The organism is Pseudomonas sp. AC016 (assembly GCF_979253365.1).
On the sequence record NZ_CEEDCC010000001.1, the window covers coordinates 4,768,235 to 4,795,013 of the forward strand.

24 protein-coding genes are annotated in these 26,779 nt (G+C 59.4%); 11 read left to right on the forward strand and 13 right to left on the reverse strand.

Going from position 1 to position 26,779, the window contains the following annotated elements; genetic code table 11:
* Nucleotides 1-21: 21 nt before the first annotated feature.
* The 5 genes from AC0IXS_RS21510 to dapE form a co-directional block, all read right to left on the reverse strand.
* Nucleotides 22-711, reverse strand: a complete 690-nt coding sequence (locus tag AC0IXS_RS21510; RefSeq protein WP_004878979.1) for a DUF4197 domain-containing protein — start codon at nucleotides 709-711, stop codon at nucleotides 22-24.
* Between the two features lie 231 nt (nucleotides 712-942).
* A complete protein-coding gene (gene plsB, locus AC0IXS_RS21515; protein ID WP_471825635.1) occupies nucleotides 943-3,444 on the reverse strand; it encodes a glycerol-3-phosphate 1-O-acyltransferase PlsB in 2,502 nt (833 codons plus the stop codon).
* Nucleotides 3,445-3,779: 335 nt separating this feature from the next.
* Entirely contained in the window at nucleotides 3,780-4,157 is a 378-nt protein-coding gene (locus AC0IXS_RS21520) for a hypothetical protein (protein WP_057408663.1), read from the reverse strand.
* A gap of 20 nt (nucleotides 4,158-4,177) precedes the next feature.
* Nucleotides 4,178-4,987 carry a putative RNA methyltransferase gene (locus AC0IXS_RS21525; RefSeq protein WP_471825637.1) on the reverse strand — a complete coding sequence of 270 codons (810 nt, stop codon included), beginning with the start codon at nucleotides 4,985-4,987 and terminating at the stop codon, nucleotides 4,178-4,180.
* On the reverse strand, nucleotides 4,987-6,138 hold the full coding sequence (gene dapE / locus AC0IXS_RS21530) for a succinyl-diaminopimelate desuccinylase (RefSeq protein ID WP_057408661.1): 1,152 nt from the start codon (nucleotides 6,136-6,138) through the stop codon (nucleotides 4,987-4,989). Before dapE ends, AC0IXS_RS21525 begins: the two co-directional genes overlap by 1 nt.
* A 187-nt stretch (nucleotides 6,139-6,325) precedes the next feature.
* Here dapE and tcdA point away from each other — a divergent pair, with 187 nt between their 5' ends.
* Nucleotides 6,326-7,156, forward strand: a complete 831-nt coding sequence (gene tcdA / locus AC0IXS_RS21535) for a tRNA cyclic N6-threonylcarbamoyladenosine(37) synthase TcdA (protein WP_057408660.1) — start codon at nucleotides 6,326-6,328, stop codon at nucleotides 7,154-7,156.
* On the opposite strand, the gene AC0IXS_RS21540 is transcribed toward tcdA, so the two are convergent.
* Genes AC0IXS_RS21540 through AC0IXS_RS21555 form a run of 4 tightly spaced genes read right to left on the reverse strand, consistent with a single transcriptional unit; the run spans nucleotide 7,147 to nucleotide 10,245 of the window.
* On the reverse strand, nucleotides 7,147-7,554 hold the full coding sequence (locus AC0IXS_RS21540; RefSeq protein WP_057408659.1) for a SufE family protein: 408 nt from the start codon (nucleotides 7,552-7,554) through the stop codon (nucleotides 7,147-7,149). The genes tcdA and AC0IXS_RS21540 overlap by 10 nt on opposite strands.
* Nucleotides 7,551-8,756: an aminotransferase class V-fold PLP-dependent enzyme gene (locus AC0IXS_RS21545; protein ID WP_122667643.1), complete on the reverse strand. Its 1,206-nt coding sequence runs from the start codon at nucleotides 8,754-8,756 to the stop codon at nucleotides 7,551-7,553. The genes AC0IXS_RS21540 and AC0IXS_RS21545 overlap by 4 nt, the downstream gene beginning before the upstream one ends.
* Nucleotides 8,757-8,815: 59 nt before the next feature.
* Complete coding sequence (gene dapD / locus AC0IXS_RS21550; RefSeq protein ID WP_004879000.1) at nucleotides 8,816-9,850, reverse strand: 2,3,4,5-tetrahydropyridine-2,6-dicarboxylate N-succinyltransferase; 1,035 nt, start codon at nucleotides 9,848-9,850, stop codon at nucleotides 8,816-8,818.
* Nucleotides 9,851-9,897: 47 nt separating this feature from the next.
* Nucleotides 9,898-10,245 (reverse strand): ArsC family reductase, encoded by a 348-nt coding sequence (locus AC0IXS_RS21555; RefSeq protein WP_004879002.1) that lies wholly within the window; start codon nucleotides 10,243-10,245, stop codon nucleotides 9,898-9,900.
* Between the two features lie 214 nt (nucleotides 10,246-10,459).
* Between AC0IXS_RS21555 and AC0IXS_RS21560 the strand changes: the two genes are divergently transcribed.
* Nucleotides 10,460-10,690: a hypothetical protein gene (locus tag AC0IXS_RS21560; RefSeq protein ID WP_122690784.1), complete on the forward strand. Its 231-nt coding sequence runs from the start codon at nucleotides 10,460-10,462 to the stop codon at nucleotides 10,688-10,690.
* A 73-nt stretch (nucleotides 10,691-10,763) separates the two neighbouring features.
* Here the strand turns inward: AC0IXS_RS21560 and AC0IXS_RS21565 are convergent, their stop codons facing one another.
* From AC0IXS_RS21565 to map, 4 genes are all read right to left on the reverse strand, one after another.
* On the reverse strand, nucleotides 10,764-11,591 hold the full coding sequence (locus AC0IXS_RS21565) for a matrixin family metalloprotease (protein WP_122690783.1): 828 nt from the start codon (nucleotides 11,589-11,591) through the stop codon (nucleotides 10,764-10,766).
* Nucleotides 11,592-11,724: 133 nt separating this feature from the next.
* Nucleotides 11,725-12,918, reverse strand: coding sequence for a succinyldiaminopimelate transaminase (gene dapC, locus AC0IXS_RS21570; RefSeq protein WP_122424226.1), 1,194 nt, complete (start codon nucleotides 12,916-12,918; stop codon nucleotides 11,725-11,727).
* A 32-nt stretch (nucleotides 12,919-12,950) separates the two neighbouring features.
* Complete coding sequence (locus AC0IXS_RS21575) at nucleotides 12,951-15,650, reverse strand: [protein-PII] uridylyltransferase (RefSeq protein ID WP_471825642.1); 2,700 nt, start codon at nucleotides 15,648-15,650, stop codon at nucleotides 12,951-12,953.
* A 47-nt stretch (nucleotides 15,651-15,697) separates the two neighbouring features.
* Entirely contained in the window at nucleotides 15,698-16,480 is a 783-nt protein-coding gene (gene map / locus AC0IXS_RS21580; protein ID WP_029241713.1) for a type I methionyl aminopeptidase, read from the reverse strand.
* 312 nt (nucleotides 16,481-16,792) lie between these two features.
* On the opposite strand from map, the gene rpsB reads away from it, so the two are divergent.
* The 9 genes from rpsB to bamA all read left to right on the forward strand — a co-directional run bounded on the left by rpsB (nucleotide 16,793) and on the right by bamA (nucleotide 26,778).
* A complete protein-coding gene (gene rpsB / locus AC0IXS_RS21585) occupies nucleotides 16,793-17,536 on the forward strand; it encodes a 30S ribosomal protein S2 (RefSeq protein ID WP_004879016.1) in 744 nt (247 codons plus the stop codon).
* Nucleotides 17,537-17,726: 190 nt separating this feature from the next.
* Nucleotides 17,727-18,596 carry a translation elongation factor Ts gene (gene tsf, locus AC0IXS_RS21590; protein WP_025994493.1) on the forward strand — a complete coding sequence of 290 codons (870 nt, stop codon included), beginning with the start codon at nucleotides 17,727-17,729 and terminating at the stop codon, nucleotides 18,594-18,596.
* A gap of 205 nt (nucleotides 18,597-18,801) precedes the next feature.
* Nucleotides 18,802-19,545, forward strand: a complete 744-nt coding sequence (gene pyrH / locus AC0IXS_RS21595; RefSeq protein ID WP_004879021.1) for a UMP kinase — start codon at nucleotides 18,802-18,804, stop codon at nucleotides 19,543-19,545.
* Nucleotides 19,542-20,099, forward strand: coding sequence for a ribosome recycling factor (frr, locus tag AC0IXS_RS21600; protein ID WP_024686173.1), 558 nt, complete (start codon nucleotides 19,542-19,544; stop codon nucleotides 20,097-20,099). The genes pyrH and frr overlap by 4 nt, the downstream gene beginning before the upstream one ends.
* 16 nt (nucleotides 20,100-20,115) lie before the next feature.
* Nucleotides 20,116-20,871: a polyprenyl diphosphate synthase gene (gene uppS / locus AC0IXS_RS21605; protein WP_057408651.1), complete on the forward strand. Its 756-nt coding sequence runs from the start codon at nucleotides 20,116-20,118 to the stop codon at nucleotides 20,869-20,871.
* Nucleotides 20,871-21,686, forward strand: a complete 816-nt coding sequence (locus AC0IXS_RS21610; protein ID WP_057408650.1) for a phosphatidate cytidylyltransferase — start codon at nucleotides 20,871-20,873, stop codon at nucleotides 21,684-21,686. The genes uppS and AC0IXS_RS21610 overlap by 1 nt, the downstream gene beginning before the upstream one ends.
* Nucleotides 21,683-22,873, forward strand: a complete 1,191-nt coding sequence (ispC, locus tag AC0IXS_RS21615; protein WP_122667640.1) for a 1-deoxy-D-xylulose-5-phosphate reductoisomerase — start codon at nucleotides 21,683-21,685, stop codon at nucleotides 22,871-22,873. The genes AC0IXS_RS21610 and ispC overlap by 4 nt, the downstream gene beginning before the upstream one ends.
* A 105-nt stretch (nucleotides 22,874-22,978) precedes the next feature.
* Nucleotides 22,979-24,331 (forward strand): sigma E protease regulator RseP, encoded by a 1,353-nt coding sequence (gene rseP, locus AC0IXS_RS21620; protein WP_122667639.1) that lies wholly within the window; start codon nucleotides 22,979-22,981, stop codon nucleotides 24,329-24,331.
* Nucleotides 24,332-24,405: 74 nt separating this feature from the next.
* The gene (bamA, locus tag AC0IXS_RS21625; RefSeq protein ID WP_088235799.1) at nucleotides 24,406-26,778 is read left to right on the forward strand and encodes an outer membrane protein assembly factor BamA; all 2,373 of its coding nucleotides are present in this window, start codon (nucleotides 24,406-24,408) and stop codon (nucleotides 26,776-26,778) included.
* Nucleotide 26,779: the final 1 nt, after the last annotated feature.

Genomic DNA, 26,779 nt, shown 5'->3' on the forward strand with positions numbered 1-26,779 from the left:
CACGAGTTCATGACGACGTACTTACAACGCGCCAAACACTTTCTTCGCCAGTCCTGTTGCGGCGGCGGCCGGGTTGGCGCGGATGCTTTCTTCCTGCTTGGCGATCATCTCGAACAGGCCATTGAGCGCCTGCTCTGTCACGTAGCTTTCGATGTTCGCGCTTTTGGTGTCCAGCAGGCCCAGTGATGAGGCCTTGCCTGCGAAAGCGTTGTACTTCTGCGCCAAACCGACCTGATCGGTGGCTTTCTTGACGATGGGCAGGAATTTGGTACGGATCTGCTCGCGGCTGCTACTGCTCAAGTATTGCGTTGCCGAATCCTTGCCACCGCTGAGAATCGACTTGGCGTCGGTCACGCTCATCTTCTTCACCGCATCCACCAGCAGCGCCTGGGCTTGCGGGACGGCAGCTTCTGCTGCCTGGTTCATGCTGGTTTCCAGTTGATCGACCTGAGTGCCCATGCCGAGCATTTTCATTTTCTTGGCGACCTGACCCAGTTTTCCGGGCAGTTCGATACGCACTTCCTCGTTCTTGCTGAAACCACCCGGCACGCCCAATTGCTTGACCGCAACCTGTGCGCCCTGGGTCAGGGCATCCTTGAGGCCGCCCGTAGCATCGGATTGCGACAGATCACCCAGCGACAGGGCGAAGACGTTGGCCGACAGCAGCAGGCCTGCACAGAGGCCGGCAAAGGAAAACGTGGGGCGAAGCATGGCAGCATCCTTTTTGGTGAGGTCTTGGAAGCAGCGTCGAGGCAGATATCGGCGCTGTAAGCATTGAGCGTATCAGGAAGTCGGTGCGGGTGTTTGACACCGGGAAAATGAGCGACGCTCAAACGAATATCAGGCGGACCCTATATGGGGCGGGCAAGGAGGGGGCGCGGCTGTTGTACGGACAGCGAGGCACGAAAATGCCCCGCTGAGACAGGCTTCTTCAAGTGAGAACTACGCCGCTCCTTCCTCGGCGCTGATGTTTTGCTCATCTTCACCGCTATGCAATGCCACCTGACGGATCGACAACCTGATTTCGGCTGGCAATACGCGTTTCGCGGCGCCTTCAGCCAGATCGCCCAGCAGCGGGTGGTAACTCAGCTTGCCCGCTGTGTCCTTGCGCAATACGCCCAGGTCGAGCAGGGTCTGGATGAAGTGGCGGAACAGGCTCTTGTCGAAGAATTCCGGCGCGTTGAGGCCGTGCAGAATCGACAGTCGCTGGGCCATGACCGTACACAGGTCCTCCAGCTCTTCCGGGCTCAGGGTGTTCTGGCCGCTGTTAAGCAGCAGAGCGATGGCCATGTAAAAGCGCTGCAGGGTCTGGGCGATGGCGCGGGACAGCAGGGTCAACAGGACGAACTCGCGCGAGCTTGGCTCCGGGCGGATGTACACGTCGTCCTTGCGACGCAGCAGGCCCTGCTCGACAAAGGCGGCCAGCCACTGATCCACGACCTCATCCAGCTCGTTGAGCGGCCAGCGGATGAACAGCTCGGATTGAAGGTACGGATACAGCGCCCGTGTGTAGCGCAGGATCAGCTCCCGGCTCATGCGCGAAGAGCTCTGGAAGAAACTGGCCAGCAACGACGGCAGCGCAAAAATGTGCAGCACGTTGTTGCGGTAGTAGGTCATCAGTACCGCGTTCTGTTCGTTCAGGTACAGAATCTTGCCCAGCGCATCCTTCTGCTCGGCCAGCAGGTCCATACCTTTCACGTGTTCGATCAACGCACGGCCGTCGCCTTCCGGCAGCGTCGTGTGAGGGGAATAAGGGACTGCGCGCAGCAGCGTCAGGTACAGGTCGAGCACCCGTTCCATGGCCTGATCATCCAGCGCCAGACGATGCGTCGACAGCAACGCCACGGCCACCAGATTCATCGGGTTGACGGCAGCCGCTTCGTTCAAGTGCTGAGCCACGCGCTCACCCAGACGATGGGTGGTGCCGCTCAGCCAGTCCGGTTTGAATTGCGGAGCCAGCTCCTGTTCACGCCAGTCCGGCTGTTCGGAGTCGAGAAACTCGGCCAGCTTGATCGGTTCGCCGAAGTTCACCGATACCTGACCGAAGCGCTGCTTGAGCGCGCCGATGACTTTGAAGATGTCGAAGATCGATTCTTTCTTTTTGGTCGCACCGCGCAGTTCGCCCAGGTACGTACGGCCTTCAAGTACGCGCTCGTAACCGATGTACACCGGGATGAACACGATGGGCATGCGCGAATTGCGCAAGAAGCTGCGCATCGTGATGGCCAGCATGCCGGTCTTGGGTTGCAGCATGCGCCCGGTACGCGAGCGGCCGCCTTCCACGAAATACTCGACCGGGAAACCCTTGGTGAACAGGGTGTGCAGGTATTCATTGAACACGGCGGTGTACAGGGGGTTGCCCTTGAACGTGCGACGCATGAAAAACGCGCCGCCGCGCCGCAACAGACTGCCGATGACCGGCATGTTGAGGTTGATGCCCGCAGCAATGTGCGGAGGCGTCAGACCATTGCGAAACAGCAGGTAGGAGAGCAGCAGGTAATCGATGTGGCTGCGATGGCAAGGCACATAAATGACTTCATGACCCGGCGCGACTTCCTGCACGCCTTCGATGTGACTGACCTTGATGCCGTCGTAAATCTTGTTCCAGAACCAGCTCAGCACCACTTCCAGAAAACGGATCGCCGAGTAGGTGTAGTCCGAAGCGATCTCGTTGCCGTAGCGCAGTGCCAGCTCGCGAGCATTTTCCTCGGAAATCTTTTCGCGCTGGGCTTCTTCCAGGATTGCCTGCTTGACCAGCGGCTCGTCCAGCAGCCCCTTGACCACGTTGCGCCGGTGCGACACGTCAGGTCCGATCACTGCGCTCTTCAGGTTGCGAAAGTGCACGCGCAGCAGACGTTGGGTCATGCGCAGGGTCAGCTCGTAGCCCTTGTTCTCGTCGACCAGCTCACGCAGGTGAATGGGCGCAGAAAACTGCACACGGGTCTTGCGGCCCAGAATCAGAATGCTCACCAGACGACGCAGGCGTCCTGTGACCGCCCAGCTGTCGGCGAACAGCAGCTTCCAGGCGCTCGACTCACGATCAGGTGATTGCCCCCAGAACACACTGACTGGAATGATCTGCGCATCCTCGGTCGGGTTCTGACCGACCGCAGCCACCAGCCGCTCCAGCGTCGGTGGCGCACCGCGTTTGTCGTGACGGCCTAGCCAGTCGGGAGAGGGCGTCAGGTAGAAGAACGCAGCAGGCTCCATCAGATCGCCGACCGACACCGACAACACCGGGCGAGGCAGACCGGCCTTGCGGCATTCGGTGTCGAGCACGGCCAGATCGCTGATCGATGGCGATTGCAGGGCGTAGAACACCGGCCGGCTGCGATCCAGATTGAGCGTGAAAGACGATTGATTGATGGTTTCCGAGCGAACCCAGAGGTACAGCAAACGGCGCAGCGTGCCGAATACAAGACGGCGGAACGGAGAGCGGGTCATACGGCTTCTGCTGAATAAAGGGCGATTGCCCGAGATGGCGTCAGTGTGACGCATCCCGAGGCGATGGGCAAAAGCGGTGACGTGCAAGCGCGGATCGTTACCACGCCTTTCAGGATGCTCCGCGTCCGGCCGTGATGTGACGCAGAGCGTCACGGGCTGCATGCCCACGCGATGGGCACGATCAGTGTGCTTGATATCCCTGATCGTTCCCACGCTCCAGCGTGGTAACGCCTCTCAGGACGCTCCGCGTCCGGGCTGCCGGTCAACGCTATGCGCCGGCATGATCAGTTCGGCAGGGTTTGTGACTGTTGTTGAGTCCGCTGCAATCCTGTCGCTTACGACGTCTTCCAGGTGATCTCTTCTTCACCGTCGGCGCTGATGCGCATCCAGCGATCGGCGGTATCGTCGCTTTCCTCTTCCACCCATGTCCCGGGTGCGCAGCGCACTTCCACGTTCAGCGCAGCAAACGCGGCGCGGGCGCAGGCGATGTCGTCGTCCCATGGCGTCTGGTCGCTTTCCAGGAACAGGCTGTTCCACTTACCCACGGCCTTCGGCAGCCAGGTCACAGGCACGTTGCCTGCCTTGCACTTCCAGGTCTGGCCTTTCTGTACCCACTCGCTGCAGGGGCCAATAGCTTCGCCGAGCCACTGGGCGATGGCCTTGTGGTCGACGTCTTCGTCTTTCAGATAAATCTCGATATCGGGTTGGCGCATGGGTGCCTCTTTTTGAATGCTTATTGCAGCACGAAATAATCGTAGCGCATGGAAACGGTGACCTTGAATGGTCCGGGCTGTTCGATGACCGCGGTGCGACGTTCGGCACTGGCGCGCCAGCCATGAGGCGTCATGGCCAGCAGATCGGCGCGTGACTGACCGTCGATCAGCTTCAAGGTATAGCGCAGCGTTTCACTGTGCTGGAGTTGCATGCCTTCCGGGACCAGCGCCAGGTGTTTGTCATCGGCGTAATCGCGCACTTCATCGTACAGGCGCTGGCGCAGTTCCATCAGGTGGTCGTTGGTCGGCCCGACGCGCATCAGCCCGCCACCGGGTGTCAGCAGGCGCTTGGCTTCGGCCCAGTCCAGCGGGCTGAAGACGCTGGCCAGAAACTGACAACTAGCGTCTGGCAACGGTACGCGGGCCATGCTCGCCACCATCCACGTCACCTTCGGATCCCGGCGGCAGGCGCGCTTCACGGCCTCGCGGGAAATATCCAGCGCATACCCGTCGGACCTTGGCAGGGCTTCGGCAATTTGCGCGGTGTAATAACCCTCGCCACAGCCGATGTCCAGCCAGTGAGCGGGCATGCGTTCAGCCGCCAGTTCGGCGAGCCTGCGGGCTATCGGTGCGTAATGGCCCGCGTTGAGAAAATCACGCCGCGCCTCGACCATCGCCTGATTGTCGCCAGGGTCGCGGCTGTTCTTGTGCTGCACCGGCAGCAGGTTCAGATAACCCTGCCGCGCACGGTCAAAGCGATGATTGGCGGGACAGACCACGCCATTGTCGGCCGAAACGAGCGGCCCCGAGCAGATAGGACAAGTCAGCATCAGGCGAGCAACTTGACCAGTGTCTGGTAGTAGATCTCGGTCAATACATCAAGATCGCTGGCCAGAATGCGCTCGTTGACCTGATGGATCGTCGCGTTGACCGGGCCCAGCTCCACGACCTGAGTACCCAGCGTCGCGATGAAGCGCCCGTCGGACGTACCGCCGCTGGTCGAAGCCTTGGTGTCGCGGCCGGTCACACTCTTGATGCTCGCGGACACAGCGTCCAGCAGGGCACCCGGTTCGGTCAGGAATGGCAGGCCGGACAGCGCCCAGTCGATGTGCCAGTCCAGTTCATGCTTGTCGAGAATCGTGGCGACGCGCTGCTGCAGTCCTTCGACGGTCGACTCGGTGGAGAAGCGGAAATTGAACACCGCCACCAGATCGCCCGGAATCACGTTGGTCGCGCCGGTGCCGGAATTGAGGTTGGAAATCTGGAAGCTGGTCGGTGGAAAGAAGTCGTTGCCGTTATCCCAATGCTCGGCAGCCAGCTCGGCCAGCGCGCCCGCAGTCAGGTGAATCGGGTTCTTCGCCAGATGCGGATAGGCAACATGACCCTGCTTGCCACGCACAGTGAGTTTGGCGCCCAGCGAACCGCGACGACCGTTCTTGACCACGTCGCCCACCAGCGTGGTGCTCGATGGCTCGCCGACGATGCACCAGTCCAGACGTTCCTTGCGCGCCGCCAGACGCTCGACGACGGCCTTGGTGCCGTGATGCGCCGGACCTTCTTCATCGCTGGTGATCAGAAATGCAACCGAACCACGGTGATCGGGATGGTCGGCCACGAACCGCTCGGCCGCCACCAACATGGCCGCCAGACTGCCCTTCATGTCCGCTGCGCCACGTCCGCATAGCATGCCGTGCTCGTCGATCAGCGCATCGAACGGATCGTTCTGCCAGGCCGTGACCGGGCCGGTCGGCACCACATCGGTGTGACCGGCGAAACACAGCACCGGACCTTCGTGGTTGCCATGGGTCGCCCAGAAATTGTCCACGTCTTCGATACGCATCGGCTCAAGCTTGAAACCGGCATCGCCCAGGCGCTGCATCATCACGGTCTGACAGTCGGCATCGACTGGCGTGACCGACGGTCGACGGATCAGGTCGCAGGCAAGCTGCAGGGTAGGCGAAAGATCGGAAGGGGCCGTCATGTACAGAACTCCGGTAGCAAGACTGGGGGCGCGAAAAGGCCGTTATCTTATAGCAAAACGAAGAATCCAGCGTTCGGATATGACTGTCTCTGCCACGATAAGCCGTTTCTGACGAGCCATGTGCACTGGCAGATGCTTCATCGCGCATCACACCCTATAATGCGCGCCGGTTTTTGAGGTATTGGTCATGAGCGCAGAAGATCCACGTTTCGCAGGCATCGCCCGGTTGTACGGCATCGAGGGGCTGGAGCGTCTGCGTGCCGCGCACGTGGCGGTAGTCGGTATCGGCGGCGTGGGGTCGTGGGCGGCGGAAGCGCTGGCGCGCAGCGGTGTGGGCGAGATTTCGCTGTTCGACATGGACGATGTCTGCGTGAGCAACACCAATCGCCAGCTGCATGCGCTGGACAGCACCGTTGGTCGTGCGAAGGTCGAGGTGATGGCCGAGCGTATTCGATCCATCAACCCGGACTGCGTGGTGCATGCGGTGGCTGACTTCGTGACCCGCGACACCATGGCCGAGTGCATCACGCCGGAGCTGGATTTCGTCATCGATTGCATCGACAGCGTCAACGCCAAGGCGGCACTGATCTCCTGGTGCAAACGGCGCAAGATCCAGATGGTCACCACCGGTGGCGCAGGCGGGCAGATCGATCCGACGCTGATCCAGATCGCCGACCTGAACCGTACCTTCAACGATCCGCTGGCTTCCAAAGTGCGTTCGACCCTGCGCCGCGACTATGGCTTTTCGCGAACCCCGAACCGTCACTACAGCGTTCCGTGCGTGTTCTCCACCGAGCAACTGCGTTATCCGAAGCCGGATGGCAGCATCTGCCTTGAGAAAAAGTTTGTCGGTGAAGGGGTCAAGCTGGACTGCGCGGGCGGCTTTGGCGCAGTGATGATGGTCACCGCATCGTTCGGCATGATCGCCGCCACGCGCGCCGTGGACAAACTGGTGGCGGGCACACGACGCCCTTCGGAGCGGGTCAAACCTGCTGCGCCAGTCGCCGATCAGGCTTGAGTGAGCGTTCGCATCTTCTGCAGTACGGCGTTCAGGCCGTTGCTGCGCGAGGGTGACAGCTGGCGGCTCAACCCCAACTGACTGAACCAGTCCGGCAAGTCCACAGCCTGCAGTTGCTCTGCCGAAAGGCCATTCACTCTTGCCAGCAGCAGAGCAACCAGACCGCGTATCAGGCGCGCATCGCTGCTGGCGCGGAACTGCCAGTGTCCTGCGTCGACCTCGCCGTTCAACCAGACCCTGCTTTCACAGCCATGCACCAGATGCTCATCCGACTTTTCGTCATCGCTCAACGGCGGCAGTTGGTCGCCCCACTGCACCAGCAGGCGCGCGCGTTGCTCCCAGCCTTGCTGCTGGCTGAAGATATCGAGTGCGGTCCGGGCAAGCGGAGGAAGACTCATCTGAGCAGCTCCAGTGCCTGATCCAGCGCATTGAAAAAATGAACAAGGTCATCGGAGTCGTTGTACAGCGCGAGCGAAGCGCGAATCGCGCCCGGCAGCCCCAGGCTCTTGAGCAACGGCATGGCGCAGTGATGACCGGCACGTACGGCAATGCCCTGTTCGGTCAGCAGGTGCGCCAGATCGGCATTGTGCACGCCTTCGACCACGAAGCTGACCAGCGCCAGGTCCGGGGAACCGAGCACCTGAATGCCGTCACGTTGTTGCAGGCCTTCGAACAGGCGGCGATGCAGTTTGAGTTCATGTTCTGCCACCGCCTGCTGGTCCAGGCTGTCGAGATAGTCCAGCGTCGCACCGAGGCCGATCACACTGGCGATAGGCGGCGTACCGGCTTCGAAACCCAGCGGGGCAGGGCGAAACTTCGAATGATGATAGTCGGCGGTCAACACCATCTCGCCGCCGTACTGCCAGTGCGCAAGGCTGGGCAGCGCGTCGTTGCGGCCGAACAGCACGCCGAGTCCTTCGGGGCCGTATAGCTTGTGGCTCGAAAACACATAGAAGTCGCAGCCCAGCGCCTGAATGTCATGGCGTCCATGGACCACGCCTTGTGAACCGTCCACGACCGTCAGGGCGCCCTGTGCCTTGGCCAGGTTGATGAGCCGCTGCAGTGGCTGCCAGGTGCCGAGCACATTGGAGAGCTGACTGATCGCCAACAGTCGCGTACGGGACCCGATCAGGTGAGCGGCGGCCACGCAGTCGATGACGCCGTTGGTGTCCAGCGGCAGAACCACCAGCTTGAGGTCCAGGCGTTGCGTCAGTTGCTGCCAGGGCAGCAGGTTGGCGTGATGTTCCAGCGCACTGATGACGATTTCGTCACCCGCCGCGAACTCGTGTGCCAGACCGTAGGCGAGCAGGTTCAGCGCCGAGGTCGCGCCGTGGGTAAAAATAATCTGTCCCGAGTCGCCCGCATTGAGCCAGTGGGCCGTCTTGCTGCGGCTGTCTTCGAATGCCTGGGTGGCGTGGGCGCCGGGCAGATGCTGCGCACGATGCACATTGGCGGCACCGTTGGCGTAGTAATGAGTCAGGGCATCGATCAATGCCTGGGGTTTTTGCGTAGTGGCGGCATTGTCCAGATAGGTCTGGCCTTGCCGTTGCAGGGCGGCGATGGCAGGAAAGTCAGCGCGCCAGGGGGAAAGGAGGGGCATGATTCATCCGGCTGGGTGAAGCGGGTTCGGAACACGGCGTTCCGAACCCGCACACGGCATCAGTTGTGAGCGTGCAGGGCTTCGTTCAGCTCGATGGCCGACTTGTGGGTCTTGCATTCCACAGCGCCGGTCTGCGAGTTGCGACGGAACAGCAGGTCGTTCTGACCGGCCAGCTCACGCGCCTTGACGATTTTGACCAGCTCGTTGTTCTCGTCGAGCAGGGCAACCTTGGTACCGGCCGTCACGTACAGACCCGATTCCACGGTGTTGCGATCGCCCAACGGAATACCGATACCTGCGTTGGCACCGATCAGGCAGCCTTCGCCGACCTTGATGACGATGTTGCCGCCGCCGGACAGGGTGCCCATGGTGGAGCAGCCGCCGCCCAGATCGGAACCCTTGCCGACGAAGACGCCAGCCGACACACGGCCTTCGATCATGCCCGGACCTTCGGTACCGCCGTTGAAGTTGACGAAACCTTCATGCATCACAGTAGTGCCTTCGCCGACGTAGGCGCCGAGGCGTACACGTGCGCTGTCAGCGATACGAACGCCACTCGGCACGACGTAGTCGGTCATTTTCGGGAACTTGTCCACCGAGAACACTTCCAGCAGTTCGCCTTTCAGGCGGGCTTCCAGCTGACGCTCGGCCAGTTCGCTCAGGTCCACAGCGCCCTGGCTGGTCCAGGCCACGTTCGGCAGCAACGGGAAAATGCCGGTCAGGTTCAGGCCGTGCGGCTTGACCAGACGATGGGACAGCAGGTGCAGCTTGAGGTAAGCCTCAGGGGTCGACGTCAGCGGTGCATCTTCAGCCAGCAGTGTGGCAACCAGCGGCTTGTGGCTCTCGGCCAGACGGTTGAGCAATGCAGCCTGCGTCGCGTCGATCGATTTGACAGCATCGGCCAGCTTGTAGGACTGATCGACATTGAACGTGATCGCTTGGTTGCCGCCGGTGTAGCCCAGCGCTGGCGCGATGGCCGCAATCAGCTCGGCCGAAGGGTTGATCACAGGCTGTGCGTAGAACACTTCCAGCCAGGCGCCTTCGCGATTTTGAGTGCCAACGCCGAAGGCCAGGCTGAACAGGGTAGTGGACATGCGAATACCTCGTAACTTATCTAAGGGCTAATCAGTAGCGTCCCGGCTTACTGAACGGCCGCTGCATACAGGTCTGGTTTGAAGCCAATCAAGGTCTTGTCGCCCAGATCGAGCACAGGGCGCTTGATCATGGACGGTTGCGCGAGCATTAATTCAATGGCCCTGGGCTGATCGATATCGGCTTTCTGCGCATCGTCGAGCTTGCGGAAAGTCGTGCCCGCCCGGTTCAGCACCACTTGCCAGCCGTGCTCGTTGCACCACTGAGTCAGGTGCTCGCGGTCGATGCCTTGCGTCTTGTAATCATGAAAGTCGTAGCTGACGGAATGCTCGTCGAGCCAGGTACGTGCTTTTTTCATGGTGTCGCAGGCTTTGATGCCGAACAGGGTGTAAGTCATTGAATTGTGCAGGGAGACGGGCGTTGCCGGATGTTCCCTGTTGCCTCCCGTGAATTTTGGCCGGTGATTATGCCACGTCAGCGCAGTTAGCGCTTTGGCTGTCTGGCACAGGCGCCTCGACCACTTTAGGTGAAGAACATTTCACCCGTCTTACTCTTGAGCGATGGGCGGTGAAGAGTAATGATGATGTACCACATGTAAGATCGGGTGCGTTATGTCTGAACAGGAAAAGAAGAGGGAAGCGGCGCTTATCCGACAACGTTATTACAGGGAACGTCAACGCGCGGAAGGCTTCAAACAGAACACAATCTGGATACACAGCCAGGCCGAGGTAGAAGGGCGGATGGCAGCGCGGGAAGGAAAACCGCTGTTGCCGATGCGGTCTCATGATCCTGTCAGTTGGGCTGTGGGATGGATTGCTGAAACGTTGAGGGTTCGGGATTAGGCGTTCTCTGAAAGGCGCGTCACGTAAGCCTTGTGCATCAATGACGCGCCAATCAGTTCAGAATCAGACTGTGTTACGGCTTTTCAAATTTCGAATTGCTGCGGTCAGGGTAGATCGACTGCATGAGTTCGATGTCTTTTGCACTCAGTGTCTTGCCGGTATTGATGATTTCGAAATCGCCCAGCGTCAGGCCGTTCGGAATATCGAAGTGCATGATTGAGTCCTTGTCATAGGCTGAATAGTGAAAGTCAGCCGCTTCGTATTGATCGAGAAAATTTCTGGCCACCAATTCATCGCTGTAGCCTGCCTGGGCAAGCAGGCGACGCAACACCGGCTCGTTCCAGGGGATTCCGGCATCCGGATGCTGATGCTCATGAACGGCGCCCAGCGCATGTCCGAACTCGTGCAGGACAATGCGTTCCAGCTCGGCTTTTGGCCGTAGATCGCCCTCGAATATCTCCCCGAAATTGAATTCCATTGTGGCCTTGTCCTGCGCGACCAGCAGGGCGTCAGTGCCCAGCTCGCTCCAGTTCAGGTGGGTGTTGAGGCCGATACGAATGTCGCTGGGGCCGCTGGTGACGAATTCGAACTTCAGGTTCACGTGCGGCAGCCACTTGCGAGCTGCATCGATGATTGGCTGAGTCAGCGGGGCGGGTGGGTTCTTGAGGAATTCGATCTTCAGGGTTCTGCCACGCGCCCAGTACTTGTTGAACGCAACCAGAATGCGTGGTTCGCGCTCGGTGACGTCCGAGGCGTAGCCTGTTTCCGATTCGTAGGTCGGTGTGATGGAAGCGTTGGCCGGGTTTTCGCGAATGGCGGTCTCGTAGGACGCCTGATAGTCCTCTGCGTCGCGCATGGAACAGAGCAGTGGCAGGTTTTCTCGGGTTTGTGATTCGGGCATACGGGTCATCTTCGTGTGAGGCGCGTCCCTGTCGGGATGCGCGATAAATGGGCCACGAAGATAGCCAGCAGAAAAAGGGTGCAGGTGTTAAGTAAATATTGCGCCGCACATTGCGCGCGGCGCAGTGGCAGGCTTACTTGCGCACGAAATCACGAATGCGTTCGGCGGCCTCGATGCATTCGGCCAGCGGCGCAACCAGCGCCAGACGAACCCTGCCGGCGCCCGGATTGACGCCATCGACTTCACGTGACAGGTATGAGCCGGGCACGACGGTCACATGCTGATCGACGAACAGGTCGCGGCAAAAGGCAGCGTCGTCTGTGCCGACGTTCGGCCACAGATAGAAGCCGCCGTCCGGGCGTTGCACATCCAGCACGGGTGCGAGGATGTCTAGCACAGCATCGAACTTCTCACGGTACAGGTCGCGGTTCGCACGAACATGCGCTTCGTCGTTCCAGGCTGCGATGCTGGCCAGTTGAGTTTGAACCGGCATGGCGCAGCCGTGGTAGGTGCGATACAGCAGGAATGCCTTGAGAATGTCCGCATCGCCCGCCACGAAGCCCGAGCGCAGGCCAGGCAGGTTGGAGCGCTTGGACAGACTGTGGAACACCACACAGCGTTTGAAGTCCTTGCGACCCAGTTCCACGCAGGCGCTGAGCAGGCCGGGTGGCGGCGTCTGCTCGTCGAAGTACAGCTCGCTGTAGCATTCATCGGCGGCGATCACGAAGTCGTGTTCGTCAGCCAGGGCGATCAGCTTCTTCAGGGTGTCCACCGGAATCAATGCACCGGTCGGGTTGCCCGGTGAGCACAGAAACAGAATCTGGCAACGCTTCCAGATATCCGGCGTCACCGCATCGAAATCCGGGTTGAAACCGTTTTCGCTCAGGCACGGCAGGTAGTAAGGCTGTGCACCTGCCAGAAAGGCTGCGCCCTCATAGATCTGATAGAACGGGTTAGGGCTGATGACCAGCCCGTCGTCGCTGCGGTTGACCACAGTCTGCGTGAAGGCAAACAGCGCCTCGCGTGTGCCGTTGACCGGCAGAACGTTGCGTGCCGGGTCCATCCAGCCTTCAGGCAGGTCGAACCGGCGCGTGCACCAGCCTGCAATCGCTTCACGCAGTGCCGGGATGCCCAGTGTGGTCGGATAGACCGCCATCTGGTCCAGGTTGTCGGCCAGCGCTTTGGCGACAAAGTCGGGAGAGCGATGCTTGGGCTCACCAATGGACAGCGCAACCGGACGTTTTTCCGGGTTGGGCGTCACGCCGCCGAGCAGGGCACGGAGCTTCTCGAACGGATAAGGCTGAAGCAGTTGCATGGCGTTGTTCATGAGGTAAAGGCTCTCAAGGACTGCGTCGAAGGTTAAATACTGAGTCGCATCTCGCCGCTTGGCTGCGAATTGACACTCAGTTGCTTGATGATCGCCTCCTGCAATCGGCTGCACAGCTGCGGATCGGACAGCGGGTGATTGTCGGCATCTGTGATAAAGAACACGTCCTCCACCCGCTCGCCCAGTGTCGCAATCTTGGCATTCTGCAGCGACAGGTCGAACTCCAGGAAAATCTTGCCGATGCGTGCCAGCAGGCCCGGGCGATCCGGGGCCAGCAGTTCGAGTACGGTGACCGGGCGCTGTGCATCGTTGTGAATCGTGACTTGTGGCGCGAAGGCGAAATGCTTGAGCTGCCTGGGCACGCGCCGCTTGATGATGGTCGGGTAGTCATCCGGGTTGCGCAGGGCTTCGGTCAGGCCCTCACGGATTTCCTGAACGCGTATCGGATTGTCGCCGATCGAACCGCCTTCGTTGTCCAGCACAATATAGGTGTCGAGTGTGAACTTGCTGCTGGAGGTAATGATGCGTGCGTCGTGAATGTTCAGGTTCAGCTGATCCATCGCTGCCACGGTCACGGCGAAGAAGTCATGCTGGTCCGGTGCATAGATGAAAATCTGCGTACCGCCTTCGAATTCCCGTTGCGTGGTTTCCTTGATCAGCACCAGCGGGCCGCCATCGGCGGGCTGCTGCAGGATCGCATCGCTGTGCCAGGCCACGTCGCCTGCGGTGTGGCGCAGGAAGTAGTCATCACCCAAAGCCGACCAGAGTTGTTCGACGTCATCGGGATCAGTGCCGTTGCGCACCAGGATGTCCAGCGCTGCGATCTGAGTGCGACGGATCTGTTCCTCGCGATCGACCGGGTTCTCAAGGCCACGGCGCAGTGCACGCTTGGTCTCGGTGTACAGCTGGCGCAGCAGGCTGGCGCGCCACGAGTTCCAGAGCGTGGGATTGGTCGCATTGATGTCGGCAACGGTGAGCACGTACAGGTAATCCAGATGAACCTCATCGCCCACGAACTGAGCGAAATCGTGGATGACCTGCGGATCGGACAGGTCCTTGCGCTGCGCGGTGGTCGACATCACCAGGTGATGACTCACCAGCCAGACGATCAGACGGGTGTCCCAGTTCGGCAAGTGGTGACGCACGCCGAAGGCTTCGGCATCTACCGCGCCCAGTTCGGAGTGATCGCCGCCACGGCCCTTGCCAATGTCGTGATACAGGCCGGCCAGGTAGATCAGTTCAGGCTTCGGCAGACGGCCCATGATCTTGCTGGCCAGCGGAAATTTCTCCGACACCTCGGTGTACTGCAATTTGCGCAGGTGCTTGATCAGGTTCAGCGTGTGCGCATCGACGGTATAGATGTGGAACAGGTCATGCTGCATCTGGCCGACAATGTGGCCGAACTCAGGCAGGTAGAGACCCAGAATGCCGTAGCGGTTCATGCGTCGCAGGTTGCGGTGGATACCGATTTCGCACTTGAACAGCTCGATGAACAGGCTGGTGTTGCGAATATCGTTGCGGAAGTCGTCGTTGATCAGGTGCCGGTGTTCGCGCAGCAGGCGAATGGTGTCGGCGCGCACGCCCTTGATCTCCGGGTGCTGGGCCATCAGCACGAAAATCTCGATCATGGCGAACGGGGTACGCTTGAACACGTTCGGGTGCGTCGCTTCGATATAGCCGTCGTGCAACTGGAAGCGGGAGTTGAGGGGCTGCGGCGTGCCGCTGTCGTCGTCCGACAGGATGACTTCTTCGAAGTGCTGGATGATCAGGTCGCTCAGCTCGGCGATGCTCATGACCACGCGGTAGTACTTCTGCATGAAGCGTTCGATGGCGAGCTTGGCGTCGCTGTCTTCATAACCCAGCAGGCTGGCAATGCTGCGCTGATAGTCGAACAGCAGCCGGTCTTCGGAGCGTCCGGCCAGCATGTGCAGGGCATAGCGGACCTTCCACAGGAATTCCTGAGAAGACGCCAGCAGGTTGTTCTCGCTTTCCAGCAGAAAGCCTTCACCTGCCAGGGCATGCAGGTTCAGGGTGCCGTATTGGCGCCGGGCCACCCACAAGATGGTCTGGATATCGCGCAGGCCACCGGGTGAGCCTTTCACGTTCGGCTCAAGGTTGTACTCGGTGTCGTTGTATTTGTGGTGACGGCTTTTCTGTTCGGCGCGCTTGGCCAGGAAGAAATCCTTGCTGGGCCACATGTGACGCGGGCTGGTGACTTCCAGCATGCGCTGGCGCAGGCGCTCGGGGCCTGCGATGGTCCGGCTTTCCATCAGGTTGGTAATGACGGTCAGGTCGGCGAGGCCTTCCTGTGCGCATTCATCCACTGAGCGAACGCTCTGTCCGACCTCCAGGCCAATGTCCCACAGCAGGGTCAGAAACTGCTCGATGGGCTCGCGAAAGATTTCGTGGTCTGCACTGTCCAGCAGGATCAGTAGGTCGATATCGGAGTAGGGGTGCAGTTCGCCCCGCCCATAGCCGCCGACCGCCAGCAGCGCGATGTCAGCGTCTTCGCTCCAGTCGAACTGATCCCATGCCTGACACAGGATGTTATCCACGAACCAGGCGCGATCCTCGATCAGGCGACGAATGTCGCGCCCTGACCTGAAGCGCGCGTCCAGCACGTCGCGCGCGTTGCGGATGGCTTTCTTGAAGGCAGCGATGGGGCTTGCCTTCAGTGCCAGTTCGGCCTGGAACTGGCCGCGGTCGAACAAATCAGGATCTACCTGCGGCATGGAGCGGGTTTCCTCGTGTCGGACGGTTGGACGGGTCTATCGATCACTCATGGCGATTTGTGCGCGATGGTGTCGTCGCTGCGCAGGGTGAAAATCTCGTATCCATCGGCAGTCACCAGAATCGTGTGCTCCCACTGGGCAGAGAGCTTGCGGTCCTTGGTGATCGCCGTCCAGCCATCGCCGAGAATTTTTGTGTCGGCCTTGCCCTGATTGATCATTGGCTCGATGGTGAAGGTCATGCCTTCAAGCAACTCGATACCCGTGCCCGCTTCGCCGAAGTGCATGACCTGCGGCTCTTCATGAAACACTTTGCCGATGCCGTGGCCGCAGAATTCGCGAACCACCGAAAAGCCGTTCTTTTCCGCGTGTTTCTGAATGACGGCGCCAATGTCACCCAGTTTGGTACCCGGGCGCACGATCTCGATGGCTTTGTACAGGCACTCCTGAGTGACCTGCGACAGGCGCTCGGCCCATACCGGTACGGTGCCTACATGAAACATCTTGCTGGTGTCGCCGTGATAGCCATCCTTGATGACCGTGACGTCGATGTTCAGGGTGTCGCCGTTCTTGAGCGGTTTTTCACCGGGAATACCGTGGCAGACGACCTGATTGATCGAGGTGCAGATCGACTTGGGGAAGCCCTTGTAGTTCAGTGGGGCGGGGATGGCCTGCTGCTCGTTGACGATATAGTCGTGGCAGAGGCGATCCAGCTCTTCAGTGGTGACACCGGGCTTGACGTGAGGGCCGATCATTTCCAGGACCTCGGCGGCCAAGCGGCCGGCAATGCGCATCTTTTCGATGTCTTCCGGGGTTTTGAGGGTGATAGTCATACAGGGTCTCTCGGCATGTCGTGTGCGCGTTCTGTGCGCAAAGGCGCGATTCTACCAGACCGCCGCGCGACGAGTGATCATCGCTTCCTTTATATGCACGCGAGACGGCGGCAAAGACGTGGCGAAACAAGCACTTGATTGGAGTTCCGTTCTCTTTCCTTTTGTGATATAAAATGCGCCGCTTTCCAAGGTCCGTCCTGAAAGCTTAAACCCACACACGTGTCGACACGATGACCTGGGTGCCTTTGGCTCATGCCACTGGTTGGTCATTGGGATACGTGGAGGCCTAACCCGACTTATCAAGGAACTATCATGTCCCAAGTCACCATGCGCGATATGCTGAAGTGCGGCGTCCACTTCGGTCACCAAACCCGTTACTGGAACCCGAAAATGGGTAAATACATTTTCGGCGCGCGTAACAAGATTCACATCATCAACCTTGAAAAAACCCTGCCGATGTTCAACGAAGCTCTGACTTTCGTTGAGCGCCTGGCGTCGGGCAAAAACAAGATTCTGTTCGTCGGCACCAAGCGTTCCGCTGGCAAGATCGTCGCTGAAGAAGCAGCACGTTGCGGTTCGCCGTACGTCGACCATCGCTGGTTGGGCGGCATGCTGACCAACTTCAAGACCATCCGTCAGTCGATCAAACGTCTGCGTGAGCTGGAAGTACAGGCAGAAGACGGTACTTTCGCCAAGCTGACCAAGAAAGAAGCCCTGATGCGCACCCGTGATCTGGAAAAACTGGATCGTAGCCTGGGTGGTATCAAGGACATGGGCGGTCTGCCAGACGCTCTGTTCGTTATCGACGTTGATCACGAGCGCATCGCGATCACCGAAGCCAACAAGCTGGGCATCCCGGTCATCGGCGTTGTCGATACCAACAGCAGCCCTGAAGGCGTTGACTACATCATCCCGGGCAACGATGACGCAATCCGCGCCATCCAGCTGTACATGGGTTCGATGGCTGACGCTGTAATCCGTGGTCGTAACAATGTTGCTGGCGGCACCGACGTATTCGTCGAAGAAGCTCCAGCTGCAGCAGCTGTAGAAGGCTGAGTAAAAACGCCTGGCGTTTACTCAGTACGCGAAAAGGGGGCTTAGCCCCCTTTTTGCCACCTAGGAAATGATTTGTTGGTGGGCGAGCATGGATTTAGTGTCATGTGCCGCTGCCACCCTGAATTTTCAAGAATTGCACGCCCGTTCAGTCGGGTGGAATGGTTGAAGACCTATCCAAGAGGATTTTGAAATGGCAGAGATTACTGCAGCGTTGGTCAAAGAACTGCGCGAGCGTACCGGCGAAGGCATGATGGATTGCAAAAAGGCCTTGACCAAGGCTGGCGGCGACATCGAAAAGGCAATCGACGACATGCGTGCTTCCGGCGCGATCAAGGCCGCCAAGAAAGCAGGCAACGTTGCTGCTGAAGGCGCCATTGCTGTCAAGGTTGCTGAAGACAACAAGTCCGCTGTCATCATCGAAGTGAACTCGCAGACCGACTTCCTGGCTCTGCAGGACGACTTCAAGAACTTCGTGACCAGCAGCATCGAGAAGGCATTCGCTGACAAACTGACCGACGCAGCTCCGCTGATCGAAGCTCAGGAAGTCGAGCGTACCGCTCTGGTTGCCAAGGTTGGTGAGAACGTCAACATCCGTCGTCTGGCGCGTATCGAAGGCGACGTGGTCAATGCTTACCTGCACGGTAACAAGATCGGCGTTGTGGTTGTCCTGAAAGGCGGCGACGCTGAACTGGCCAAAGACATCGCGATGCACGTTGCTGCCAGCAACCCTGAATTCCTGCTGCCTTCGGAAGTTTCGGCCGAAGCGATCGAGCGCGAGAAGGGCGTCTTCCTGCAACTGAACGAAGACAAGATCAAAGGCAAGCCTGCTGAAATCGTCGAGAAGATGGTTGCCGGTCGTATCTCCAAGTTCCTGGCTGAAGCAAGCCTGGTAGAGCAGGCGTTCGTCAAGAACCCTGAGCTGACCGTGGGTGCTCTGGCGAAGAAAGCTGGCGCTGAAATCGTATCGTTCACCTACTACAAGGTAGGCGAAGGCATCGAGAAGCCAGTCGACAACTTCGCTGAAGAAGTAGCTGCCCAGGTAGCTGCAAGCAAGAAGTAAGACGGTTTTCCATACGTCGCCCCAAAGAGGCTGCCCGCTCACGCGTGCGGCCTCTTTGTCGAAAGAGAAAAGGAATAATTTCCTTTGAGAATCGGCTCACAAGGCTGCATTCTCCCGACGCTCTCGGAGCGTCAGGCTAGAGTAAGCGCAGGCTCCATATAGCCCGCACAGATTTTTTCAGAAAACGCCGCAGGAGAGATTCGCAATGGCTCAGCAGGGCAGTGGTTATCAGGCTCGCTATAAACGCATTCTACTCAAGCTCAGCGGCGAGGCCCTGATGGGCTCGGAAGAGTTCGGCATCGACCCCAAGGTGCTGGATCGCATGGCGCTGGAAGTCGGCCAGTTGGTCGGTATTGGTGTTCAGGTCGGGCTGGTCATTGGCGGGGGCAACCTGTTCCGTGGTGCGGCACTGAGTGCTGCCGGCATGGACCGCGTCACCGGCGATCACATGGGCATGCTGGCCACTGTGATGAACGCGCTGGCCATGCGCGACGCGCTGGAGCGGGCTAACATTACTGCTATCGTGATGTCCGCCATCTCGATGGTCGGTGTGACGGATCATTACGATCGCCGCAAGGCCATGCGTCATCTGAGCGCCAAGGAAGTGGTGATCTTCGCTGCGGGTACGGGTAATCCGTTCTTCACGACAGATTCGGCCGCTTGTCTGCGTGCTATCGAAATCGACGCTGACGTGGTGCTCAAGGCAACCAAGGTTGACGGTGTATACACCGCAGATCCGTTCAAAGACCCCAATGCCGAGAAGTTCGATCGTCTCTCTTATGATGAAGTGCTGGATCGCAAGCTGGGCGTCATGGATCTCACCGCAATCTGCCTGTGCCGCGACCACAAGATGCCGTTGCGCGTTTTCAATATGAACAAACCCGGTGCCCTCCTGAATATTGTCCACGGTGGCGCCGAAGGAACCCTGATCGAGGAAGTTCAACAATGATCAACGAAATCAAGAAAGATGCTCAGGCGCGCATGCAGAAATCGCTCGAATCCCTGAGCCATGCCTTTGGCCAGATTCGTACCGGCAAGGCCCACCCGAGTATCCTGGGTAGCGTGATGGTGCCTTACTACGGAGCCGACACCCCGTTGAGCGGTGTGGCCAACGTTACTGTGAAAGACTCGCGTACCCTGCAGGTCGTGGCTTTCGAGCGCAACATGCTGGCAGCCGTCGACAAGGCGATCCAGAGCGCGGGTCTGAACCTCAATCCGACCAACCTTGGTGAGATGCTGCTGATCTCCATGCCTGCCCTGACCGAGGAGACCCGCAAGGGCTTCACCAAGCAGGCGCGCAGTGCTGCCGAAGATGCTCGCGTTGCTGTGCGCAACATTCGCCGCGATGCGCTGGGTGACCTGAAAAAGCTGGTCAAGGATAAGGAAATCAGTGAAGACGAAGAGCGTCGTGCCGCTGCCGATATCCAGAAGCTGACTGACAAGGCTGAAGCGGATATCGATGCTGCAACCAAGACAAAAGAAGCTGACCTGATGGCCGTATAAGGTTCGGGGCGCTTTAATGGAAAAGACAAAACCGACCGGGCCGTCATCGGTGCCACGCCACGTTGCGATCATCATGGATGGCAATAATCGCTGGGCCAAGAAACGCCTGTTGCCAGGTGTTGCCGGTCACAAGGCGGGCGTTGATGCCGTGCGTGCCGTTATCGAGGTGTGCGCGGAAGCCAAGGTCGAAGTACTGACGCTGTTCGCGTTCTCCAGTGAAAACTGGCAGCGCCCCGCCGATGAGGTCGGTGCGCTGATGGAACTGTTCTTCACGGCCTTGCGCCGTGAGACCAAGCGCCTGAACGAAAACGACATCAGTCTGCGAATCATCGGTGATCGCTCGCGCTTTCATCCCGAGCTTCAGGCAGCAATGCGTGAGGCCGAGCAGCGGACTTCCGGTAACAGCCGCTTTGTTCTGCAGATCGCCGCCAACTATGGCGGTCAGTGGGATATCGCCCAGGCCGCTCAACGTCTGGCGCGTGAAGTTCAGGCCGGTCACCTGCAGCCGGAAGACATTACGCCGGAACTGCTGCAGACCTGCCTGGCCACAGGTGACCTGCCTTTACCGGACCTGTGTATCCGTACGGGTGGCGAGCACCGCATCAGCAACTTTCTGCTTTGGCAACTGGCGTATGCCGAGCTGTACTTCTCCGACCTGTTCTGGCCGGACTTCAAACACGATGCCATGCGCGCTGCGCTGGCTGATTTCGCTTCCCGCCAACGTCGCTTCGGTAAAACGAGCGAGCAGGTAGAAGCTGGAGCCCGGGCTTAATGCTGAAACAACGGATCATCACGGCACTCATTCTGTTGCCGATTGCCCTTTGCGGCTTTTTTCTGCTGACCGGTGCGTACTTCGCGCTGTTCATCGGTTTCGTGGTCGTGCTGGGTGCATGGGAATGGGCTCGACTTGCAGGCTTTGCCGCCCAGTCGATGCGCATTGGCTACGCCGCTGTGGTGGCTGTGCTGCTTTTTCTCATGTACCTGCTGCCCGGCCTTGAGCCATGGGTTCTGGTTGCAGCCGTCATCTGGTGGGCGGTAGCCACCTTCCTGGTGCTGACCTACCCGGACTCCAGTGAGCATTGGGCCAGTGCCGCCTGCAAGCTGGTGATCGGTCTACTCATCCTGCTGCCTGCCTGGCAGGGGCTGGTGCTGATCAAGCAGTGGCCGCTGGGCAACTGGCTGATCCTTGCGGTGATGGTTCTGGTATGGGCGGCCGATATCGGCGCCTATTTCTCGGGCAAGGCATTCGGCAAGCGCAAGCTGGCACCCAAGGTGAGTCCGGGTAAAAGCTGGGAAGGCGTTTACGGCGGTCTGGCGGTCAGTCTCGGTATTACGGCGGCAGTCGGCATTTCCCGCGACTGGACGGTCGCTCAGTTCATTGGCGGTCTGCTGGGCGCTGCTGTTGTGGTGTTCATTTCGGTGATCGGTGATCTGACCGAGAGCATGTTCAAGCGTCAGTCGGGTGTGAAGGACAGCAGCAACCTGCTTCCGGGACATGGCGGCGTTCTGGACCGTATCGACAGTCTGACTGCGGCCATTCCAGTGTTTGCAGTGCTGCTCTGGGCTGCCGACTGGGGTGTCATGTGAGTCGTGTGCAACAGATCACTGTTCTGGGTGCGACCGGCTCCATCGGTGTGAGTACGCTGGATGTGGTCGCTCGTCATCCGTCGCTCTATCAGGTGTTTGCGCTGACGGGTTTCACGCGTCTGAGCGAGCTGCTGGCGTTGTGCATCAGGCATACGCCGCAATTTGCCGTGGTGCCCGAGCAGGCCGCGGCGCGCAAGCTGCAGGATGATCTCGCTGCCGTCGGGCTCGACACGCGCGTGCTGGTGGGAGAAGAAGGGCTTTGCCAAGTGTCGGCTCACCCTCAGGTCGATGCCGTCATGGCAGCCATTGTCGGTGCAGCAGGTCTGCGCCCGACACTGGCGGCTGTCGAGGCGGGCAAGAAGGTGCTGCTGGCCAACAAGGAGGCGCTGGTCATGTCCGGCGCGCTGTTCATGCAGGCGGTCCGTCACAGCGGAGCGGTCCTGCTGCCCATCGACAGCGAACACAATGCGATCTTTCAATGCCTGCCTGCCGATTTTTCCCGCGGTCTGGGTGCGGTCGGTGTCAGGCGCATCATGCTGACCGCTTCGGGCGGTCCGTTCCGTCAGACGCCTCTGGATCAACTGCACCATGTGACACCCGATCAGGCGTGCGCCCATCCGGTGTGGTCCATGGGGCGCAAGATTTCCGTCGACTCCGCCACCATGATGAACAAGGGGCTTGAGCTCATCGAGGCCTGCTGGCTGTTCGATGCTCGTCCCTCTCAGGTGGAAGTCGTGATTCATCCGCAGAGTGTGATCCACTCGCTGGTGGATTACGTCGATGGCTCGGTGCTCGCCCAGCTTGGCAATCCTGACATGCGTACGCCAATCGCAAATGCGCTGGCCTGGCCTGCGCGTGTAGAATCGGGTGTGGCGCCGCTGGATCTGTTTCGCATCGGCCAACTGGACTTTCAGGAACCCGATGAAGAGCGTTTTCCGTGTCTGCGACTGGCTCGTCAGGCGGCGGAGGCGGGCGGCAGTGCTCCCGCGATGCTCAACGCGGCGAACGAAGTTGCGGTGGCTGCGTTTCTGGACGGGCGTATTCGTTACCTGGAGATCGCCGCTATCATCGAGGATGTGTTGAATCTCGAGCCGGCCATTCAGGTCGAAGACCTCGAAGCGGTATTCGCAGCAGATGGCCGGGCTCGAATGCTTGCCACTCAGTGGCTGGAACGACACGGTCGTTGAAGCTGCAGGAATCAGTGAAGGGATTGATGTGGTGCGTCACGTGCAGGTCCCAAGGTCTGCGATGATAAACACACTTGCCGATGAGTCGGTACCCGGAGAAAGTCGATGAGTGCGTTATACATGATTGTCGGCACCCTGGTTGCGCTGGGCGTGCTGGTCACTTTTCACGAGTTCGGTCACTTCTGGGTGGCACGGCGCTGTGGTGTGAAGGTTCTGCGGTTTTCCGTAGGCTTCGGCACGCCGCTGGTGCGCTGGCACGACCGTCAGGGCACCGAGTATGTCGTTGCGGCCATTCCTCTGGGCGGCTATGTGAAGATGCTCGATGAGCGCGAAGGCAATGTTCCGCCCGAGCTCGCCGAGCAGTCCTTCAATCGCAAGACGGTGTATCAGCGTTTCGCCATCGTCGCGGCAGGTCCTGTTGCCAATTTCCTTTTGGCCATTGCGTTCTTCTGGGTCCTGGCGATGCTGGGCACGCAGCAGGTTCGTCCTGTGATCGGCGCAGTTGAAGCTGGAAGTATCGCCCAGCACGCCGGTCTGGCAGCAGGGCAGGAAATCATGTCCATCGACGGCGAGCCTGTTTCGGGCTGGTCTGCGGTCAATTTACAACTGGTCCGTCGCTTGGGCGAAAGCGGTACAGTCGCTGTCACGCTTCGTGAGCCTGGCTCTACGGCCGATACTTCCCGCGAGCTGGTTCTGGATAACTGGTTGAAAGGCGCGGAAGAGCCCGATCCGATCAAGTCCCTCGGTATTCGCCCATGGCGACCTGCCTTGCCGCCGGTGCTGGAAGAGCTTGATCCGAAGGGACCTGCTCAGGCAGCAGGTCTCAGAATGGGGGATCGTCTGATCTCTGTGGATGGTCAACCGCTCAACGAGTGGCAGCAGGTCGTCGACTGGGTGCGTGAGCGTCCGGGGGCAAAGGTTTCGTTGCGTATCGAGCGTGATGGTGCGCAGCTCGATATCCCTGTCACCCTGGCAGCGCGTGGCGAAGGTCAGGCGGCAGCCGGATACCTGGGTGCAGGCGTCAAAGGTGTAGACTGGCCAGCCGAAATGGTCCGCGAGGTCAGCTACGGTCCTTTCGCCGCCATGGCGGAGGGCGTGAAGCGTACCTGGACCATGAGTGTGCTGACGCTGGATTCGCTCAAGAAAATGTTGTTCGGTGAGCTCTCGGTAAAAAACTTGAGTGGACCGATAACCATTGCTAAAGTGGCGGGCGCTTCGGCCCAGTCGGGTATCGGAGACTTTCTGAACTTCCTCGCTTATCTGAGTATAAGCCTCGGGGTTCTGAATTTGCTGCCCATTCCCGTCCTGGACGGGGGGCATTTGCTGTTTTATCTGATCGAGTGGGCGCGTGGTCGTCCCCTTTCGGAAAAGGTTCAAGGTTGGGGGGCGCAGATCGGTATCAGTCTGGTTGTGGGCGTTATGTTGCTCGCGCTGGTCAACGATCTGGGCCGACTGTAAAGCGTTGCCGAGTTGCGAATCTGCCGCATTTTGCGGCAGTTTGTTTATTGCCAGTTGGAATAAGAAAGGACTTCATGAAACGTCTGCTGCTAACTGCGGTTCTTGCCGCACTGATGATCGCTGAAGTTCACGCCGAGTCCTTCACCATCTCCGATATCCGTGTCAACGGCCTCCAGCGGGTTTCCGCCGGCAGTGTCTTTGGCGCACTGCCGCTCAACGTGGGCGAGCAGGCGGATGACGGTCGTCTGGTCGATGCCACTCGTGCGTTGTTCAAGACCGGCTTCTTTCAAGATATCCAGCTGGGTCGCGATGGCAACGTACTCGTCATCTCCGTTGTCGAGCGTCCTTCTGTTGCCAGCATCGAGATCGAAGGCAACAAGGCGATCTCCACCGAAGACCTCATGAAAGGCCTCAAACAATCGGGTCTGGCTGAAGGTGAAATTTTCCAGCGCGCCACGCTCGAGGGCGTGCGTAACGAACTGCAGCGTCAGTACGTGGCCCAGGGTCGCTACTCTGCCGAGGTTGCCGCCGAAGTCGTGCCGCAACCTCGCAACCGTGTCGGCCTCAAGATCAACATCAATGAAGGCACCGTCGCCTCCATTCAGCACATCAACGTCGTGGGCAACACCGTGTTCCCCGACGAGGACCTGATCGACCTGTTCGAACTCAAGACCTCCAATTGGCTGTCCTTCTTCAAGAACGACGACAAGTACGCCCGTGAGAAACTTTCCGGCGACCTGGAACGTCTGCGTTCGTACTACCTCGACCGTGGCTATATCAATATGGATATAGCCTCGACCCAGGTCTCGATCACGCCTGACAAGAAAAATGTCTACATCACTGTGAACGTCAACGAAGGCGAGAAGTACAGCGTCAAGTCGGTCAAGCTCAGCGGTGACCTGAAAGTCCCTGAAGACCAGGTCAAGTCCCTGATGCTGGTTCAGCCAGGTCAGGTATTCTCGCGCAAGGTCATGACCACGACCTCCGAGCTGATCACCCGTCGTCTGGGTAACGAAGGCTATACCTTCGCCAACGTGAACGGCGTGCCGACGCCGAATAACGAAGATCACACGGTCGATATCACCTTCGTGGTCGATCCCGGCAAGCGCGCCTATGTGAACCGTATCAACTTCCGTGGCAACACCAAGTCTGCGGACGAAGTGCTGCGCCGCGAAATGCGTCAGATGGAAGGCGGTTGGGCTTCCACCTACCTGATCGACCAGTCCAAGACCCGTCTGGATCGTCTGGGCTTCTTCAAGGAAGTCAACGTCGAAACGCCGGCCGTGCCGGGCACCGATGATCAGGTGGACGTGAACTACGCGGTTGAGGAACAGGCGTCCGGTTCGATCACCGCCAGCGTCGGTTTTGCACAGAGTGCCGGTCTGATTCTGGGGGGGTCGATCAGCCAGAACAACTTCCTGGGTACCGGTAACAAGGTCAGCATCGGTCTGACCCGTTCCGAGTACCAGAGCCGTTACAACTTCAGCTACGTCGATCCGTACTACACGCCGGACGGTGTCAGCCTGGGCTACAACGCCTTCTATCGCACCACCGACTACGACGATCTCGACGTGGACGTGGCGAGCTATGCGGTCGACAGCCTTGGCGCCGGTGTGAGCCTGGGTTACCCGATCAGCGAAACTTCCCGTCTGACCTACGGCCTGACCGTACAGCAGGACGAGATCAAGACCGGTACGTACACCGTTGACGAAATCTTCGATTTCACCAACCGCGAAGGCGACAAGTTCCTGAACTTCAAGGCGTCCGCCGGCTGGTCCGAGTCCACCCTGAACAAGGGCGTACTGCCGACCCGTGGTCATTCCCAGAGCCTGGTGTTCGAAACCACGCTGCCGGGAAGCGACCTGTCGTTTTACAAGCTTGACTACCGTGCACAGTATTTCCACCCGATCACCGACAACTACACGCTGCGCCTGCACACCGAATTGGGTTATGGCGACGGTTACGGTTCGACCTCGGGCCTGCCGTTCTATGAAAACTACTACGCCGGTGGCTTCAACTCGGTTCGTGGTTTCAAGGACAGCACGCTGGGTCCTCGCAGCACGCCAAGTTCGGGTCGCAACCCTGGAACAGCGGTCGACCCCGATCAGGATCCACTGCCGTTCGGTGGCAACGTACTGGTCCAGGGTGGTGTAGAAGTCATGTTCCCGCTGCCATTCATCAAGGATCAGCGCTCGCTGCGCACCTCCGTGTTCTGGGATGTGGGTAACGTCTTCGACAGCAATTGCGATTCCAGCAGAACGCGCAATGGTCAACGTGTCGAATGCAACAACGTCGATTTGTCCGGCATGGCCAGTTCTGTCGGCGTCGGTGTGACCTGGATCACCGCTCTTGGTCCTTTGAGCTTCGCCCTGGCGATGCCGATCAAGAAGCCGGACGACGATTCCGAAACACAGGTTTTCCAATTCTCCCTGGGTCAGACCTTCTAAG

Bases quoted from the DNA above. Each gene is read 5' to 3' on its own strand.
- frr (WP_024686173.1), top strand. From the start codon at position 19,542: ATGATCAACGAAATCAAGAAAGATGCTCAGGCGCGCATGCAGAAATCG.
- AC0IXS_RS21510 (WP_004878979.1), bottom strand. From the start codon at position 711: ATGCTTCGCCCCACGTTTTCCTTTGCCGGCCTCTGTGCAGGCCTGCTG.
- dapC (WP_122424226.1), bottom strand. From the start codon at position 12,918: ATGAACAACGCCATGCAACTGCTTCAGCCTTATCCGTTCGAGAAGCTC.
- pyrH (WP_004879021.1), top strand. From the start codon at position 18,802: ATGGCTCAGCAGGGCAGTGGTTATCAGGCTCGCTATAAACGCATTCTA.
- bamA (WP_088235799.1), top strand. From the start codon at position 24,406: ATGAAACGTCTGCTGCTAACTGCGGTTCTTGCCGCACTGATGATCGCT.
- tcdA (WP_057408660.1), top strand. From the start codon at position 6,326: ATGAGCGCAGAAGATCCACGTTTCGCAGGCATCGCCCGGTTGTACGGC.
- rpsB (WP_004879016.1), top strand. From the start codon at position 16,793: ATGTCCCAAGTCACCATGCGCGATATGCTGAAGTGCGGCGTCCACTTC.
- AC0IXS_RS21540 (WP_057408659.1), bottom strand. From the start codon at position 7,554: ATGAGTCTTCCTCCGCTTGCCCGGACCGCACTCGATATCTTCAGCCAG.
- uppS (WP_057408651.1), top strand. From the start codon at position 20,116: ATGGAAAAGACAAAACCGACCGGGCCGTCATCGGTGCCACGCCACGTT.
- plsB (WP_471825635.1), bottom strand. From the start codon at position 3,444: ATGACCCGCTCTCCGTTCCGCCGTCTTGTATTCGGCACGCTGCGCCGT.
- AC0IXS_RS21560 (WP_122690784.1), top strand. From the start codon at position 10,460: ATGTCTGAACAGGAAAAGAAGAGGGAAGCGGCGCTTATCCGACAACGT.
- AC0IXS_RS21565 (WP_122690783.1), bottom strand. From the start codon at position 11,591: ATGCCCGAATCACAAACCCGAGAAAACCTGCCACTGCTCTGTTCCATG.
- rseP (WP_122667639.1), top strand. From the start codon at position 22,979: ATGAGTGCGTTATACATGATTGTCGGCACCCTGGTTGCGCTGGGCGTG.
- tsf (WP_025994493.1), top strand. From the start codon at position 17,727: ATGGCAGAGATTACTGCAGCGTTGGTCAAAGAACTGCGCGAGCGTACC.
- AC0IXS_RS21545 (WP_122667643.1), bottom strand. From the start codon at position 8,756: ATGCCCCTCCTTTCCCCCTGGCGCGCTGACTTTCCTGCCATCGCCGCC.
- AC0IXS_RS21525 (WP_471825637.1), bottom strand. From the start codon at position 4,987: ATGCTGACTTGTCCTATCTGCTCGGGGCCGCTCGTTTCGGCCGACAAT.
- dapD (WP_004879000.1), bottom strand. From the start codon at position 9,850: ATGTCCACTACCCTGTTCAGCCTGGCCTTCGGCGTTGGCACTCAAAAT.
- AC0IXS_RS21610 (WP_057408650.1), top strand. From the start codon at position 20,871: ATGCTGAAACAACGGATCATCACGGCACTCATTCTGTTGCCGATTGCC.
- AC0IXS_RS21520 (WP_057408663.1), bottom strand. From the start codon at position 4,157: ATGCGCCAACCCGATATCGAGATTTATCTGAAAGACGAAGACGTCGAC.
- dapE (WP_057408661.1), bottom strand. From the start codon at position 6,138: ATGACGGCCCCTTCCGATCTTTCGCCTACCCTGCAGCTTGCCTGCGAC.
- AC0IXS_RS21555 (WP_004879002.1), bottom strand. From the start codon at position 10,245: ATGACTTACACCCTGTTCGGCATCAAAGCCTGCGACACCATGAAAAAA.
- map (WP_029241713.1), bottom strand. From the start codon at position 16,480: ATGACTATCACCCTCAAAACCCCGGAAGACATCGAAAAGATGCGCATT.
- AC0IXS_RS21575 (WP_471825642.1), bottom strand. From the start codon at position 15,650: ATGCCGCAGGTAGATCCTGATTTGTTCGACCGCGGCCAGTTCCAGGCC.